This window comes from Pantoea sp. Morm, from assembly GCF_016643525.1.
In the GTDB taxonomy this organism is placed as follows: domain Bacteria; phylum Pseudomonadota; class Gammaproteobacteria; order Enterobacterales; family Enterobacteriaceae; genus Pantoea; species Pantoea dispersa.
In genome coordinates this window covers 140,400-154,773 of the sequence record NZ_VOQX01000002.1, presented here as the reverse complement: position 1 = coordinate 154,773, position 14,374 = coordinate 140,400, and the positions used below count along the sequence as shown (strand labels likewise).

Below are 14,374 nucleotides of genomic sequence, written 5' to 3'. Positions count from 1 at the left end.
ACTGGACGCTCTCGATAAAGCAGTTAGGGCTTTGTGGTGGCGTGGTGGGTTTTCTGACCGGACTGGTTCTCTCCACCGGACCGGTGAGCGTGCTGATTTTTACCGCCTATGGATTGAGCCGTGGCGCATTTATTGGCACGGAAGCATCGAGTGCCTTGCTGTTATATTTCAGCAAGGTCAGTACGTTCGCCTTCCAGCAGGCGCTCTCAATGCAGATTGTGCTCACCGGTGTGTTAGTGGGCAGTGGCATTATGCTGGGCACCCTGAGCACGAAGGTGATAGTCCAGAGACTGTCAGTCACACAATTTGCCGTGCTGATAGACGTCATTCTGTTTATTTCCGGCGCAGGATTAATCGTTAATGCCTGGTCAGGAGCACCATAAAGTTACGTTTCATTCTTTGCACTCTCTTCATTGCTGAGGAACAGCAGGGTAAGGCCGGTGACAATAAGCGCTCTTATGGTCACGCTATTCAATCAGTTAACCATTTTGTGATCTCGCGCACCTCAAGTTCCTCTGTAACAAGCCGTTAACCTCGATCAGGCAACTCGCCACACCAGGGTAAGGGCACACCGATGTTAAAAACCACACAATCCCGTTTTACCGCGACCTTAGTCGCATTCTTCGTTGTTCTTATGCTGGTCACCGTCCTGGTGATCAACCAGTTCATCGCGCCGCAGCTTAGCCAGAACGAAAGCCGGCTGGTGCGCTATGAGGTGGATGGTCTCGCCGGACGTATCGTCGAGCAGATGAACCGCGTGCAGGCGCAGCAGCGTGCGATTACCGAAGCGGCGGGCGTGATGGACAGCGCCGCCATTGACACGCTGCTGCCGGCGCTGGTTAACCAGTATCAGGACAGCAATGTGTTCGGCGGCGGTATCTGGCCGTTACCCAACCGGCGCGATCCGGCGAAAGAGAAAGACAGCTCGTTCTTTGCGCGTAACGCCAGCAACCAGCTGCAGGTCAACACCTACTGGAACTCCGATGCTGCCGACAAATACTGGGAGCAGCCGTGGTACAAAGATGGCATGGCCGCAGAAAAAGGCCAGTGCGCGTGGGCGAAGGCTTATCAGGATGCCGCCAGCCCGCAGCCGCGCACCAACTGCGCGATGGCGATTTACCGTAACGGCACTGTGTGGGGCGTCTCAACCATTGACGTCACGCTCGGCTTTTTCAACCAGCTGGCGCAGCAAATGGGTGAGGCGATTCATGGCCGCGTACTGATTGTCGAAGCGGACGGCAAAGTGGTCGGTAATGCCGCGCTGCTGGAGGGTACGCCGAAGCTGGAAAATCTGGCTGATACCCAGCTGCCAATGGCGGCGGCGCTGAAAGGGCTGCTGGCACAGGCCGGTTCTCAGCCGTCGCAAACCACCTTCAGCGGAGAAGATGGTGAGCACACGCTGTTCCTGCAGGCTATCCCCGGCAGCCCGTGGTATCTGGCCAGCGACGTGCCGTCCGCGCTGCTGGATGCGCAGACGCACAGCATGCTGACCCGTCTCGGCCTGGTCCAGATCCCGCTAGCGATTCTGCTGCTGCTGGTGCTGCTTGGCTTTGTCCGCGCGATGATGAAACGCCTGAATCTGCTGCATCAAAACATCGAAGCGCTGTCGACTGGTGGTGCGGATCTGACGCAGCGTCTGCCAGCCAGCAATAGCCCGGAATTCAACGCCGTGGCGCAAAGCTTCAACCAGTTCATCGCCCATTTGCAGGGGCTGATGCGCCAGGTGGGCGACAGCGCACTGGCGATTACCGCGGCTTCACGCGAAATCGCCAGCGGCAACGCCGATCTCTCGGCGCGGACGGAATCGCAGGCGAGTTCCATTGTGCAAACCGCCGCGTCAATGGAAGAGCTGACCGGCACGGTGCGTCAGAACGCCGACAACGCCACGCACGCCAACCAGCTGGCAGATGGCGCATCCCAGGTCGCGGCGCGCGGCAGTGAAGTGGTGCGTCAGGTGGTCAGCACCATGGGTGAAATCCATCACTCCTCGCGTAAGGTGGTGGATATCATCAGCGTCATCGACAGCATCGCCTTCCAGACCAACATTCTGGCGCTCAACGCGGCGGTAGAAGCGGCACGCGCCGGTGAACAGGGCCGCGGGTTTGCCGTGGTGGCTTCGGAGGTACGCAATCTGGCGCAGCGTTCCGCTAACTCCGCGCGCGAAATCAAGAAGCTGATTGAAGAGTCGGTAGCTAATATCGACACCGGCAGCCAGCTGGTGGAGCAGGCCGGACAAACCATGGATGAGCTGATGCAGGGCGTCAGCAGCGTCACAACGCTGATGAGCGAAATCATGTCCGCCAGCCGCGAGCAGAGCATGGGGATCGAACAGGTGAACGTGGCGATTACCCAGCTCGACGGCAGCACCCAGCAGAACGCGGCGCTGGTGGAGCAGGTCTCGGCAGCGGCGCGCGCCATGGAGGAGCAGAGCGTGCAGCTTGAGCAGGTGGTGCACGGCTTCAAACTGTAATTCATCCCGTCAGAGAGCACAGCGGCGCGTTTTTTGCGCCGCTGTCACGCTTTTTCCTGCCTTATTCTCCAGAATTATCCGCTGGCTGCTAAGCTTACTGCTTATCGCGCCAGCGCACGGAATGTGCGCGATTTTCTCCGCTGCCGCTTCCGCTATTGTGTACAATAGTGGGGATTTTTCCGAAGGAGTTGTCATGCCCGCCATTGAAGTTATCCTCGTTGACCACCTCGATCGTCCCACCGGCAAGATGGAAAAGCTGGAAGTGCATGAGAAAGGATTGCTGCATCGTGCGGTAACGGTTTACGTGTTCAATTCGCGCCATGAACTGTTGCTGCAGCGCCGGGCGCAAAGCAAGTATCACTGCGGCGGTTTGTGGAGCAATACCTGCTGCAGCCATCCTTACCCGCAGGAGCCGACGCGCGATGCGGCTGAGCGCCGCCTGCGTGAAGAGATGGGACTGGATCTGGCGTTAACGCCGGTGTTTGAACTGAGCTATAACCTGCCCCTCAGCAACGGTCTGATCGAACATGAGTACGGTCATGTGTTTTTCGCCATCAGTGACGAAGTGCCGGTGCTCAACCTTGATGAGGCTGACGACTGGTGTTACCGCTCAGTCGAACAGATTCAGCAGGAGATGCGCGAGAATCCGGCAAAATTCACGCCGTGGTTCCTGCACACATTCCCGCGCATCCCCAATACGCTGGGCGATTTCCGCCTCACCGCCTGAGCCAACGCCTCATCGCTGAGGCGTTATCCGCTTACTGAAAATCTTCCGCATCGACATCATAGCCTGACGGTTCCCAGCGAATCGCCAGCAGCGCCAGTAATCCAGCCAGCGGTGCGAGCAGGATCACCCAGAACACGCCGGTGCCGAACGCCGCGACCAGCAGCGGAAACACAAACAGGGATACCGTCGAACTGGCGCGCATCAGCGTCTGGTTAAAGCCGACGCCCACGCCGCGCAGCGAAGCCGGATAGCTCAGCGAGGCAAAGGTCATGGTGTGCGAACCCGGACCAAACCCCTGACCGAACAGGAACAGCGCCAGCATGGCAATCGCCAGGGCCGCTTCCTCGCCGCCGGCCGGGCGACCAATCAGCGCCAGGCCCAGCAGCGCCGCACACTGGCAGGCGTAACCGGCCACCGACATCTTCCATGCGCCCAGCCGCGGCACCAGCCGTACCGCCAGCAGGCCGCCAACAAACGCAAATAGCAGGTTAAGCGCCAGCGAGACCAGAATGGTGGTCAGCATCGACTGCGCGAGGAAGCTGGAGATGATCACCGGCAGGCCAAAGGCCACGGCGTTATAGGCGAACGACGAGGCAATCGAGGTTATCGTTGCCAGCAGCGTACGGCGGCGGTAAACGCCCTGCAGCAGCGCGCCGTAGTTGCGCCAGCTGGCTTTACGTACTGGCTGTGCGGCAGTGAGATCGGCATCCTGCGCGACCTCCGCGTTGATGTTATACGATCGCCGCAGGATTGCCGCTGCACCCTGCAGGTTGCCCTGATTTGCCGCCCAGATCGGTGATTCGCTCATGTAACGACTGCGGATGGCGATGATCAACAGCGCCGGTACCGCGCCAAAGCCGAGGATCAGCCGCCACAGCCAGTCAGTATGGCTCTCTGGCAGCACCGCATATAGCAGCAGCACCAGCAGATAGGAGATGCTTATCGCCGCGTACCAGGTGGGACACCACATCGCGACACTGGCGGCCTTATTGCCCTGACCGCGCAGTCGGGAAAACTCCGCCAGAAACGCCATCGCCACCGGCAGATCGATGCCGACGCCGAGCCCCATCACAAAGCGCGCCGCCGCCAGCACGTACTCGTTCGGCGCAAAGGCACAGGCCAGTGCCGCCACCACGAAAAAGAACATATCGGCCATGAAGACCCGATAGCGGCCAATTTTATCGGTGAGATAGCCACCGATCAGCGCGCCAACAATCGCGCCAAAGGTGATAGCCGACGCCACCATGCCAGTGCCGGCGGGCGTCAGATTGAATTCGCGCGTGACATCTTTAATACCGAAGGCCAGCGCACCGAGATCGTAGGCATCGAGAAAAACCCCGCCCAGCGCAATGGCGATGACGATGCGTGCATTGCTGCGCGAGGCGTTACTGTTATTGACCAGCCGCGTCACGTCGGCCGCGCTGCGAATCCACTGCGTCTCGCCCTGCGGCGTATTCCCTGCCAGCGCCACGTGCGCCGAAGAAGTTAAGTCAGACATGATGTTGTGTGATTTATTGTAATGATTGGGGCTATGAGCATAAGCCGCGCCACGGATGTGAAAAATTCTATTTGGTTATAAGTGCAACCAAAGCGTTCTATAAAACCGGCAACGGATAGCAGAAAAAGAACGAATTGCGCCGCTTGACCGCACCCATCCCGTTTCGCCAGGCTACGCTTGATAATCACTGAAAGAAAATAATGCTGAGGAAAGCGCCATGATTAAGCAGGGTTTATTGGGGATGATCGCATTCGCGATGAGTGTCGGGGCCGTGCAGGCAGCGGACCCGGTCAAGGTAGGTTCCAAGATCGATACTGAAGGTTCGCTGCTCGGCAACATCATTCTGCAGGTGCTGAACCAGCATGGGGTAAAAACCGTGAATAAAATCCAGCTAGGTACCACGCAGGTGGTGCGCGGCGCAATTACCGCCGGTGAGCTGGATATCTATCCGGAATATACCGGCAACGGGGCGTTCTTCTTCAATGATGAGAAGGACGCGGCGTGGAAAAACGCGCAGCAGGGCTATGAGAAGGTGAAAAAGCTCGATGCAGAGAAGAATCATCTGGTGTGGCTGACGCCAGCACCGGCTAACAACACCTGGACCATTGCGGTGCGCGGCGATGTCGCGCAGCAGAATAACCTGCAATCCCTCGACGATCTCAGCGCTTACCTGAAAAAAGGCGGCACCTTTAAGCTGGCGGCGTCGGCGGAGTTCATCGAGCGCAGCGATGCGCTGCCGGCGTTTGAGAAAGCCTACAACTTCAAGCTGGGCCAGTCACAGCTGCTGTCGCTGGCTGGCGGGGACACCGCCGTTACCATCAAAGCGGCCGCCCAGCAAACGTCCGGCGTCAATGCGGCGATGGCTTACGGTACCGACGGCCCGGTCGCGGCGCTCGGCCTGCAAACCCTGAGCGACCCGAAGGGCGTACAGCCGATTTACGCGCCCGCGCCGGTGATCCGCGCCAGCGTGCTGCAACAGTACCCGCAGATTGCCGACTGGCTGCAGCCGGTATTCAGCAAGCTGGATGAGAAAACCCTGCAGCAGCTCAACGCGCAAATCGCCGTTGACGGTCAGGACGCCAGCCAGGTGGCGCAGCAGTGGCTGCAGCAGAATAAGTTGCTGTAAGCGGTGCTGTCACGGATAAACCGACCGCGCCAGCAGCCGGTGCTGCTGGTGCTGACGCTGCTGATTACGCTGGCGCTGGGAGCGCTACCGCTGCTGAGCTATGCGGCCAACCGGCTGGTCTCCGGACAGCCGCTGATGCTTTGGCAGGTAACGGCGGGCTGGCTGCTGCTGCTGCCGCTGTTATGGCTATGGCTGGGATTGTGGTGGCCGCCGGGACGCGGTGCGGCGCTGGCGCAGTTGCTGGGCGCGGAGCTACTGTTCGCCCTGCTGATTGGCATCGGCGGCCACGCCGCCAGTGAGCTGGCCCGCAGCGGCAGCCCGCTGGCGCGCACCGCGCTGGGCAGCGGCCTATGGTGTGCGGCAGGATTAGCGCTACTGCTGGCAGCCGAAGCGATTCGCCAGCTTAGCCAGCAGACGCCACTACGTATTCTGCTTAATCTGCAACTGTGGCTGCCGCCGCTGATACTGCTGCTGAGTGGTCAGCTGGACGCGCTGTCGCTGCTAAAAGAGTACAGCAATCGCACCGCTGTCTTTAACGCCGCGTTCAGCCAGCATCTGCTGCTGCTGGGCGGCACGCTGCTGCCCACCTTACTGATTGGTCTACCGCTGGGACTCGCCATCGCGCGTCGCGCCCGCTGGCAACATGCCGCCTTCAGCGTGCTGAATCTGATCCAGACCGTGCCGTCTGTGGCGCTGTTTGGCCTGCTGATTGCACCGCTGGCCGGGCTGGCGGCGCATTTTCCGCAGCTGGCGCGCCTCGGTATCAGCGGGATTGGCGTCGCGCCGGCGCTGATTGCGCTGGTGCTGTATGCACTGCTGCCGCTGGTGCGCAGCGTGGTTGCGGGGCTGCAGCAGGTGCCGCAGGAGGTGCGTGAAACCGCGCGCGGCATGGGCATGAGTAGCTGGCAGCAGTTCTGGCAAGCTGAGCTGCCGCTGGCGCTGCCGGTGTGGCTCTCCGGACTGCGCGTGGTGGTGGTGCAAACCGTCGGGCTGGCGGTGGTCGCCGCACTGATTGGGGCCGGCGGCTTCGGCGCCATTGTGTTTCAGGGATTGCTGAGCAGCGCGCTGGATCTGGTGCTGCTGGGCGTGATTCCGGTGGTGGCGCTGGCGGTGATATTCGATGCGCTGCTGCGATTGCTGTCGGCGCTGCTGGAGAGAGGACATGATTGAATTTCATCAGGTGAGCAAAGCGTTCGCCGGTAAAGAGGCGATTCGCAACCTGTCGTTGAAGATTGAGAAGGGCAGTTTTACCGTGCTGATCGGCACGTCCGGCTCGGGTAAATCCACCACGCTGAAGATGATTAACCGGCTGGTTGAGCATGACAGCGGCGAAATCCGTTTTGCCGGTGAGCCGATCGAGCAGATGGATGCGCGCGCGCTGCGGCGGCGCATTGGCTATGCCATTCAGTCCATCGGCCTGTTTCCACACTGGAATGTGGCCAAAAATATCGCCACCGTGCCATCGCTGCTCGGCTGGCCGCGGGAAAAAATTGCCGCACGGGTTGAGGAGCTGCTGGCGCTGCTCAATCTCGACAGTCAGCTGGCGTCGCGCTATCCGCACCAGCTCTCCGGCGGCCAGCAGCAGCGTGTTGGTGTGGCGCGCGCGCTGGCGGCCGACCCGGAACTGCTGCTGATGGATGAACCGTTCGGCGCGCTCGATCCGGTCAACCGGCAGGCGCTGCAGCAGGAGATGCTGCGCATTCAGCAGCTGTCGGGGCGCACCGTGGTGCTGGTGACGCACGATATCGACGAAGCGTTAACTCTCGCCGATCAGCTGGTGCTGATGGACGGCGGAGAGATTGTGCAGCAGGGACGGCCGATTGACCTGCTGACGCAGCCTGCCAGTGATTTCGCGCGCCAGTTCTTTGGCCGCAGCGAGCTGGGCGTGCGTCTGCTGGCGCTGGGGCGGGCCGGCAGTGCGGCACGACGCGGTGAGTGGCTGGAGGCGGAACCGATCGCCGCCGGGCTGACGCTGCGCGAGGCGCTGTCGCAGTTTATTGCGCGCCGCACCGACAAATTACCGGTTGTCGATCAGCATCAGCAGCCGCTGGGCGTGCTGCACTTTAGCGATTTGCTGCGACAGCAGGAGGCGGGCTGATGCGAATGCTGCGCGATCCGCTCTACTGGCTGCTGGGGATATTTCTGCTGTTGCTGTGGGGGTTACCGCACAGTGCGCCGCTGTTTGCGCACTGGTTTCCGCAGCTGGAGCGTCCGCTGTACCAGCAGGAGAGTTTCTGGCAGCTGGCGCTGGCCCATCTGCTGCTGGTGATCAGCGGTAGCACGCTGGCGATTGTGGTGGGCGTTGGCTGTGCGGTCTTCGCTACCCGTCACGGCGGCAGGGCGTTCCGCCCGCTGCTGGAGACGCTGGCGGCTGCCGGTCAGACCTTTCCGCCGGTGGCGGTGCTGGCGATTGCCGTGCCGGTCATGGGCTTTGGCGCTGCGCCGGCGGTGATGGCGCTGTTTCTATATGGGCTGTTGCCGATTCTGCAGGGCACGCTGGCGGGACTGGACAGCGTTCCGGCCAGCAGCCGTGAGATCGCCGTCGGTCTGGGAATGGGACCGTGGCGGCGTCTGTGGCAGATAGAGCTGGCGCTGGCGGCACCGGTGATTATGGCGGGCGTGCGCACCTCAGTGATGATCAACATTGGCACCGCGACCATCGCCTCAACCGTCGGAGCGGAGAGTCTGGGTTCGCCGGTGATTATCGGTCTGAGCGGCTTCAATACCGCCTATGTGATTCAGGGCGCGCTGCTGGTGGCGCTACTGGCGCTGATCTGCGACCGGCTGCTGGAGCGGTTGCAGCACGCACTCAGTGGGTATGCAGAATAAGGCTGTAGCCAACCAGCATCATGCCGCCCATGCCGCCAATCGCCATGATGGCAAACAGGGTGCCAATGAGAATTTTATTCCAGTTCATAGGTAAACCTGAGAAAGTCATGAAGTGCGGCATGATAACGCGCACATGCGGTAAGGCAAAGGCCGCATGTGCGATTTTTCAGGTCGGTTCGTGGACGTGAATCGAGAAGCCCTGAGCCTGCCAGTGTTCGAACTGCTCCAGCTGGCGACGCGTCGGCTTTTTACCGGTCCAGATAAACAGATGCTGGCCGGGAAACAGCTCCGGACGCGGCATATCCAGCGGTTCCGCCAGCACATCAATACGCCAGCCCTGCTGCGCTAAGCGCCAGGCTTCCAGCCAGATGCGGGTGCGATCTTCTACGCCCCAGCCAATCATTAAGGCATCTTTGCCGGCTTTTTTACGCGCGCCTGCCAGACAGAACGCGACATAATCAATCAGCGCGCCGTCCAGCAGACTGCACATGGTGCGGGCGGTATTCTGATCCAGCCCGAGACGCTGGCGTACCGGTACAAAAACGTGGTCAATCAGCGCATCGACCGGGTGTTCACGGCCAATGGTGGCGATTTTGGTGCGCAGTTTGGAGGCGCGCACGTGGCGCAGCACGCTCATCAGCTCTTCCTGCAGCGCCGTCCAGCCGTCATGCACGTTGAAGGTCTCTCCTTCAAGCAGGGCTTTGACTTTGCCAACAGGCACACCGCTCTCTATCCAGCGTTTGATCTCTTCGATCCGCTGAACATCTTCATCATCAAATTGTCGATGACCACCCTCAGTGCGCTGCGGCTTTAACAATCCATAACGACGCTGCCAGGCGCGCAGGGTTACCGGGTTAATTCCACAGCGCTCGGCAACATCACCGATACTGTATAAGGCCATGGCATCCTCTAAAATTCTGACCTGCATAACAACACCTTAACCGCCAGAGTGAGCTTGTACAATGATTATTTTATTGTACAACTTGACCCACTGCACGATTTCGGGCTTTATCTCTTATGTGAGAATTATTTCCCGAAAATGAGAGGTTAAAGATGTCTGCTCTAAATACGGAAGATCGGCTTGCGGCACGTCTGGCGGAATTACGCCTGCAGCGCGGCTGGTCGCTGGATGAACTGGCTCTGGCAACCGGCATTAGCCGGGCATCATTGTCGCGCATTGAGCGCGCCGAGACCAGCCCTACCGCCGCTTTGCTTAATCGCTTGTGCGTAGCCTACGGTTTAACCATGTCGCGACTGCTCAGCGAAGTAGAAGAAGAAGCGGCGCTGCTGCTGAAAGCGGAGCAGCAACCGGTCTGGCAGGACACGCTCAGCGGCTTCCAGCGGCGCAACGTCTCGCCGCCGGCCAGTCAGTTTAAAGCGGAGCTGGTGGAGGGCGTGCTGCGTCCTGGCGCGCGCATTGATTATGATGCGCCGCCGGTACAGGGGCTGGAACAGCACATCTGGCTGCAGTCGGGCGAGCTGACCATCACCATGGAGACGCAGAGCTGGACGCTTCAGGCCGGCGATTGCCTGCGCTTCCACCTCAGCGGACGTTCCTCTTTTCAGGCGCATGCCGAAGGCGGCGCGCGCTACATTCTGGTGGTGTGCAAACCATGATTGAAATCGACTCTCTCAGCGCTACCCAGGCGCAGCCGCTGCTGGCGTCATTGTGTGAAGTGCTGCACGGCTGCGTGGCAGACGGTGCCAGCGTCGGCTTCATTGACGCAGACGATCGCGCAGTGATGGCGCGTTTCTGGCAGGACAAAATTTACAGCCTGGCGAGCGGCGATAACCAGCTGCTGGTGGCCTGGCAAGCGGGCGAGATAGTAGCCACGGTGATGCTGGGCTTCAGCAGTATGCCCAACGGCCGCCATCGCGCGGAGATCAGCAAGCTGCTGGTGCATCCGCGTGCGCGACGTCAGGGTATTGCGCGCCGTCTGATGTTACGTGCCGAGCAGCTGGCGCAGCAGCAGGGGAAAACGCTGCTGGTGCTGGATACGCGCAGCGGCGATGTTGCCAGCGCGCTCTATCTGTCGCTCGGCTGGCAGGTGGCGGGTTCCATTCCGTGCTATGCCGAATCCACGGCCGGCGAGCTGGATGCTACCACGGTGATGTATAAGCGGCTGACGTAAGCGTTCTGGTTACTGTTACCGGACGCCGCCTCTCCCTTGTCCGCAGGCTGCGTCTCCCTCTCCCGGTGGGAGAGGGCCGGGGTGAGGGCATCAGCGTACACATTCCCATCCCGTGCCAGCAGAAACCCGGTCACACGCACCAAATCAGTGCGCCGCCGCCGCATCGCTCAACCCCAGCGCCTGCATAAACAGCCGGATGATCGGATTTATTTTCCGGCCTTTCTTCATCACCAGACAAAATGCGGTTTCGCGCCGCAGCGTGTCATCGCCCAGTTCACACAATTGTCCGCGGGCAATAAACGGAGCGGCATAATGTTCCGGTAAATACCCAATAAAGTGACCGGTTAAAATCAGCATGGCCACCGATTCCACCTGCACCGCCTGCACACCGCTCTCCTGCACCGGAATCAGGCGGCGTTCATCGCGCGGGGTAACATATAAATGATTAATAATTTTCTGCTGACGTAATACATCCACCGAAATATTTTTATCGCAAGATCCGCAATAGAGAGGATGTGACGCAGCGCAATATAATTTTGCGTATTCTTTATAAAGTTCGAAATAATCGAAATCATTTTTCATTTCATACACGGGCGCAATGCCGCAATGAAAACGCCCTTCGCTTATGCCGCGTTCAATATCATCCAGCTGTGCGGTCTGCAGACGAATCTGCACCTTTGGCGCTTTCTGGTGCAACTGTTGCACCGCACTGGTGACCGGCGAGTGCGGATCGCTAATGGTGTTATCCACCACGCAAATCGCGATGTCGCCCAGCAGCTCGTTGCGACTATTGTGCAGCCGCTCGCGAAACAGGTTGAGCGATACGAACAGCTCCAGCGTGGCCTGATAAACATTGATGCCGTACTGCGTCAGCTCAAAACCTTCACGGCCGCGGCTGCACAGCGTCATGCCCAGCCGAATCTCCAGGTCAGAAACCTGTTTACTGATCGCCGCCAGGCCAATATTTAATTCGTGACTGGCGGCGGTTAATCCGCCGGCTTCCACCACGCATTTAAATACCCGCAGCAATTTTAAGTCGATATTACTCAGCGCCAGAACCGCATTATCGCCGCGATTATTCGCATTGTTTCCAGACTGGGAAACTTTACTTTCCATTTTTGCTATTCAACTCCGGAATAATTGCGGTGAAAGTACAGTGAATCTGAAATACCACCTATTTGCCAGTGTGGCAATAAAATAAGTTTTTATTATCGCTGCCGGCTGAATCCAAACTTTTTCATATTGCTGCGGCTGATTTGTGAGGGAAATAACATGTCTGAGAATGCCGAACTGTTATGGGGCGCACGTTTTAAAGCGGCTCCGGCAGCCAGTTTAACCGCGCTGTCGCGTAGCCCGGATTATTACTTTGCGCTGGCGCCGTATGACCTCGCCGGTTGCCGCGCCCATGCGCGCGAGCTGACGCGTGCCGGGCTATTGAGCGCTGACGAGCTGGATACCATGCTGGCGGCGATTGACGCGCTGGACGCCGATTATCGCGCTGGCCAGCTGCAGCCGATTGCCGCCGATGAAGACGTGCATACCTTCATCGAACGCGCGCTGACAGAACGCCTCGGCGCGCTGGGCGGCAAGCTGCGTGCCGGTCGTTCACGCAACGATCAGACCGTCAACGATCTGCGTCTCTACCTGCGGGATAACGGCCGTAAGCTGGTGAGCGCGCTGTTGCAGCTGCAGCAGGCGCTGGTGACGCAGGCCGCGCAACACACCGACAGCGTCGCGCCCGGCTTCACCCATCTGCAACAGGCGCAGCCGATTGTGTTTGGCCATCAGCTGCTGGCGCATGCCCAATCCTTCGCGCGTGACATTGAGCGTATGCAGGACTGGGATCGCCGCAGCGCGCGCTGTCCGCTGGGCGCAGCGGCGATGGCCGGTTCGGCGATTGCGCGTCAGCCACAGCTGGCCGCTGCCGATCTCGCTTATCTGGCGCCGTGTGAAAACTCGATCGATGCGGTCGCCAGCCGCGACTACGCCGCGGAATTCCTGTTCGTCACCAGCATGATCGGCATCAACCTGTCCCGGCTGTGTGAAGAGGTGTGCCTGTGGGCGTCACGGCAGTTCCGCTGGGTGGAGCTGCACGACAGTTATGCCACCGGCAGTTCGATCATGCCGCAGAAGAAAAATCCGGACATTGCCGAGCTGACGCGCGGCCGCAGCGGCCGGCTGGTCGGTAACCTGATGGCGCTGCTGACCACCATGAAAGCCATGCCGCTCTCTTACAACCGCGATCTCAGCGACGACAAACGTAATGTGATTGATGCGGTCGACACGCTGCTGATGGTGCTGCCTGCCATGGCCGGCATGATGGCGACGCTGAAATTCAATACTGAGGTGATGCGCGAGCAGGCGCCGGATGGCTTTACGCTGGCGACCGAAGTGGCTGACTGGCTGGCAATGCGCGGCGTGCCATTCCGCGAGGCGCACGAGATTACCGGCCAGCTGGTGCAGCTGTGTGAACGCGAAAACTGCGGCCTGGCCGATCTCAGCGATGCGCAGCTGCACGGCGTCGATGCACGGCTCACGCCCGAGGTGCGTCAGGCGTTAACGCTGGAAGCGGCGCTGGCAGCCCGCAGCGGCTACGGCGGCACCGCGCCGGCACGGGTGCGCGAGCAGCTGGCCCGTCTGCAAACCCTGATGCAGGACCAGCAGCGCTGGGCCGATGATTACGCCGGACCGCGCGCCTGAGGAGAGCCTATGACACACACCACGCCGGTTGAACCGTCGGTCAACAATGGCCGCGTCCAGCCCCATTACGATCTCGATCGCTATCAGGTGGTGCCGCGCCGCTATTATGGCCGCATCACCGCATCGGCAGTGATCCTCGTGCTGCTGGCGCTGCTGGTCAACGCCTTTGCGCACGGCAATATTGAGTGGTCGTTCGTCGGCCAGTTCTTCACCGCGCAGGCGATCCTTAACGGCGTGGTTAACACGCTGATTATGTCGGTGCTGGCGATGGCGCTGGGCATCCTGTTTGGCGTCATCACCGCCATCATGTACATGTCGCCCAATCCGGTGCTGCACTATATCGCGGTGGGCTATGCGTGGATCTTTCGCGGCACGCCGCTGATTCTGCAACTGCTGCTGTGGTTCAACCTGGCGCTGGTGTTTCCCACCATCAGCATTCCCGGTCTGTTCAGCGTGCAAACCGTCACGGTGATGACGCCGTTTCTCGCCGCGCTGCTCGGCCTGAGCATCAATCAGGGCGCGTACACCTCAGAAGTGGTGCGCGCCGGGCTGTTATCGGTGGATACCGGTCAGTATGAAGCCGCCAAAGCCATCGGCATGCCGCGTTTGCAGGCGCTGCAGCGCATCATTCTGCCGCAGGCGATGCGGGTGATTCTGCCGCCGGTCGGCAATGAGTTCATCAGCATGATCAAAACCACCAGTCTGGCCAGCATGATTCAGTACTCCGAGCTGCTGTACAACGCGCAAACCATCTACTTCGCCAACGCGCGCGTGATGGAGCTGCTGTTTGTAGCGGGTATCTGGTACCTGATTATCGTGACGCTGCTGTCGTTCGGGCAGAGCCAGCTGGAACGCTACTTCTCACGCGGCCATCGTCGTCGCCAGTAACCGG

13 protein-coding genes and 1 pseudogene are annotated in these 14,374 nt (G+C 60.0%); 11 read left to right on the top strand and 3 right to left on the bottom strand.

Features of this window, described 5'->3' with window-relative positions:
* The 3 genes and pseudogenes from FT726_RS01530 to idi form a co-directional block, all read left to right on the top strand.
* Positions 1 to 383: pseudogene (locus FT726_RS01530) on the top strand (sulfite exporter TauE/SafE family protein); the annotation flags it as partial.
* Positions 384 to 574: 191 nt separating this feature from the next.
* A complete protein-coding gene (locus FT726_RS01525; protein ID WP_058769488.1) occupies positions 575 to 2,470 on the top strand; it encodes a methyl-accepting chemotaxis protein in 1,896 nt (631 codons plus the stop codon).
* Between the two features lie 193 nt (positions 2,471 to 2,663).
* On the top strand, positions 2,664 to 3,197 hold the full coding sequence (gene idi / locus FT726_RS01520) for an isopentenyl-diphosphate Delta-isomerase (protein ID WP_152391206.1): 534 nt from the start codon (positions 2,664 to 2,666) through the stop codon (positions 3,195 to 3,197).
* Positions 3,198 to 3,228: 31 nt separating this feature from the next.
* On the opposite strand, the gene FT726_RS01515 is transcribed toward idi, so the two are convergent.
* Complete coding sequence (locus FT726_RS01515) at positions 3,229 to 4,695, bottom strand: MFS transporter (RefSeq protein WP_058775318.1); 1,467 nt, start codon at positions 4,693 to 4,695, stop codon at positions 3,229 to 3,231.
* 217 nt (positions 4,696 to 4,912) lie between these two features.
* Here FT726_RS01515 and FT726_RS01510 point away from each other — a divergent pair, with 217 nt between their 5' ends.
* Genes FT726_RS01510 through FT726_RS01495 form a run of 4 tightly spaced genes read left to right on the top strand, consistent with a single transcriptional unit; the run spans position 4,913 to position 8,650 of the window.
* Positions 4,913 to 5,821, top strand: coding sequence for an ABC transporter substrate-binding protein (locus tag FT726_RS01510; RefSeq protein ID WP_058780854.1), 909 nt, complete (start codon positions 4,913 to 4,915; stop codon positions 5,819 to 5,821).
* A 3-nt stretch (positions 5,822 to 5,824) separates the two neighbouring features.
* Positions 5,825 to 6,991 (top strand): ABC transporter permease, encoded by a 1,167-nt coding sequence (locus tag FT726_RS01505; RefSeq protein ID WP_282995668.1) that lies wholly within the window; start codon positions 5,825 to 5,827, stop codon positions 6,989 to 6,991.
* A complete protein-coding gene (locus FT726_RS01500) occupies positions 6,984 to 7,919 on the top strand; it encodes an ABC transporter ATP-binding protein (protein WP_021508457.1) in 936 nt (311 codons plus the stop codon). The genes FT726_RS01505 and FT726_RS01500 overlap by 8 nt, the downstream gene beginning before the upstream one ends.
* Entirely contained in the window at positions 7,919 to 8,650 is a 732-nt protein-coding gene (locus tag FT726_RS01495) for an ABC transporter permease (RefSeq protein ID WP_346302335.1), read from the top strand. Before FT726_RS01500 ends, FT726_RS01495 begins: the two co-directional genes overlap by 1 nt.
* Before the next feature lie 166 nt (positions 8,651 to 8,816).
* On the opposite strand, the gene FT726_RS01490 is transcribed toward FT726_RS01495, so the two are convergent.
* Complete coding sequence (locus tag FT726_RS01490) at positions 8,817 to 9,551, bottom strand: MerR family transcriptional regulator (RefSeq protein WP_031279872.1); 735 nt, start codon at positions 9,549 to 9,551, stop codon at positions 8,817 to 8,819.
* Between the two features lie 152 nt (positions 9,552 to 9,703).
* Between FT726_RS01490 and FT726_RS01485 the strand changes: the two genes are divergently transcribed.
* Together FT726_RS01485 and FT726_RS01480 are read left to right on the top strand one after the other, a co-directional pair.
* Positions 9,704 to 10,267: a helix-turn-helix domain-containing protein gene (locus FT726_RS01485; protein ID WP_058775322.1), complete on the top strand. Its 564-nt coding sequence runs from the start codon at positions 9,704 to 9,706 to the stop codon at positions 10,265 to 10,267.
* Positions 10,264 to 10,782, top strand: coding sequence for a GNAT family N-acetyltransferase (locus FT726_RS01480; protein ID WP_010615951.1), 519 nt, complete (start codon positions 10,264 to 10,266; stop codon positions 10,780 to 10,782). The genes FT726_RS01485 and FT726_RS01480 overlap by 4 nt, the downstream gene beginning before the upstream one ends.
* Before the next feature lie 144 nt (positions 10,783 to 10,926).
* On the opposite strand, the gene FT726_RS01475 is transcribed toward FT726_RS01480, so the two are convergent.
* Positions 10,927 to 11,898, bottom strand: a complete 972-nt coding sequence (locus FT726_RS01475) for a LysR family transcriptional regulator (RefSeq protein ID WP_282995667.1) — start codon at positions 11,896 to 11,898, stop codon at positions 10,927 to 10,929.
* A gap of 156 nt (positions 11,899 to 12,054) precedes the next feature.
* Here FT726_RS01475 and argH point away from each other — a divergent pair, with 156 nt between their 5' ends.
* Both argH and FT726_RS01465 read left to right on the top strand, forming a co-directional pair.
* A complete protein-coding gene (argH, locus tag FT726_RS01470) occupies positions 12,055 to 13,482 on the top strand; it encodes an argininosuccinate lyase (protein ID WP_346302334.1) in 1,428 nt (475 codons plus the stop codon).
* A gap of 9 nt (positions 13,483 to 13,491) precedes the next feature.
* The gene (locus FT726_RS01465; protein WP_141496518.1) at positions 13,492 to 14,370 is read left to right on the top strand and encodes an amino acid ABC transporter permease; all 879 of its coding nucleotides are present in this window, start codon (positions 13,492 to 13,494) and stop codon (positions 14,368 to 14,370) included.
* The last annotated feature ends 4 nt before the right edge of the window (positions 14,371 to 14,374 follow it).

Coding starts and splice junctions, on each gene's coding strand:
- FT726_RS01495 (WP_346302335.1), top strand. CDS start 7,919: ATGCGAATGCTGCGCGATCCGCTCTACTGGCTGCTGGGGATATTTCTG.
- FT726_RS01500 (WP_021508457.1), top strand. CDS start 6,984: ATGATTGAATTTCATCAGGTGAGCAAAGCGTTCGCCGGTAAAGAGGCG.
- FT726_RS01525 (WP_058769488.1), top strand. CDS start 575: ATGTTAAAAACCACACAATCCCGTTTTACCGCGACCTTAGTCGCATTC.
- FT726_RS01465 (WP_141496518.1), top strand. CDS start 13,492: ATGACACACACCACGCCGGTTGAACCGTCGGTCAACAATGGCCGCGTC.
- argH (WP_346302334.1), top strand. CDS start 12,055: ATGTCTGAGAATGCCGAACTGTTATGGGGCGCACGTTTTAAAGCGGCT.
- FT726_RS01480 (WP_010615951.1), top strand. CDS start 10,264: ATGATTGAAATCGACTCTCTCAGCGCTACCCAGGCGCAGCCGCTGCTG.
- FT726_RS01510 (WP_058780854.1), top strand. CDS start 4,913: ATGATTAAGCAGGGTTTATTGGGGATGATCGCATTCGCGATGAGTGTC.
- FT726_RS01490 (WP_031279872.1), bottom strand. CDS start 9,551: ATGGCCTTATACAGTATCGGTGATGTTGCCGAGCGCTGTGGAATTAAC.
- FT726_RS01515 (WP_058775318.1), bottom strand. CDS start 4,695: ATGTCTGACTTAACTTCTTCGGCGCACGTGGCGCTGGCAGGGAATACG.
- FT726_RS01485 (WP_058775322.1), top strand. CDS start 9,704: ATGTCTGCTCTAAATACGGAAGATCGGCTTGCGGCACGTCTGGCGGAA.
- FT726_RS01475 (WP_282995667.1), bottom strand. CDS start 11,898: ATGGAAAGTAAAGTTTCCCAGTCTGGAAACAATGCGAATAATCGCGGC.
- idi (WP_152391206.1), top strand. CDS start 2,664: ATGCCCGCCATTGAAGTTATCCTCGTTGACCACCTCGATCGTCCCACC.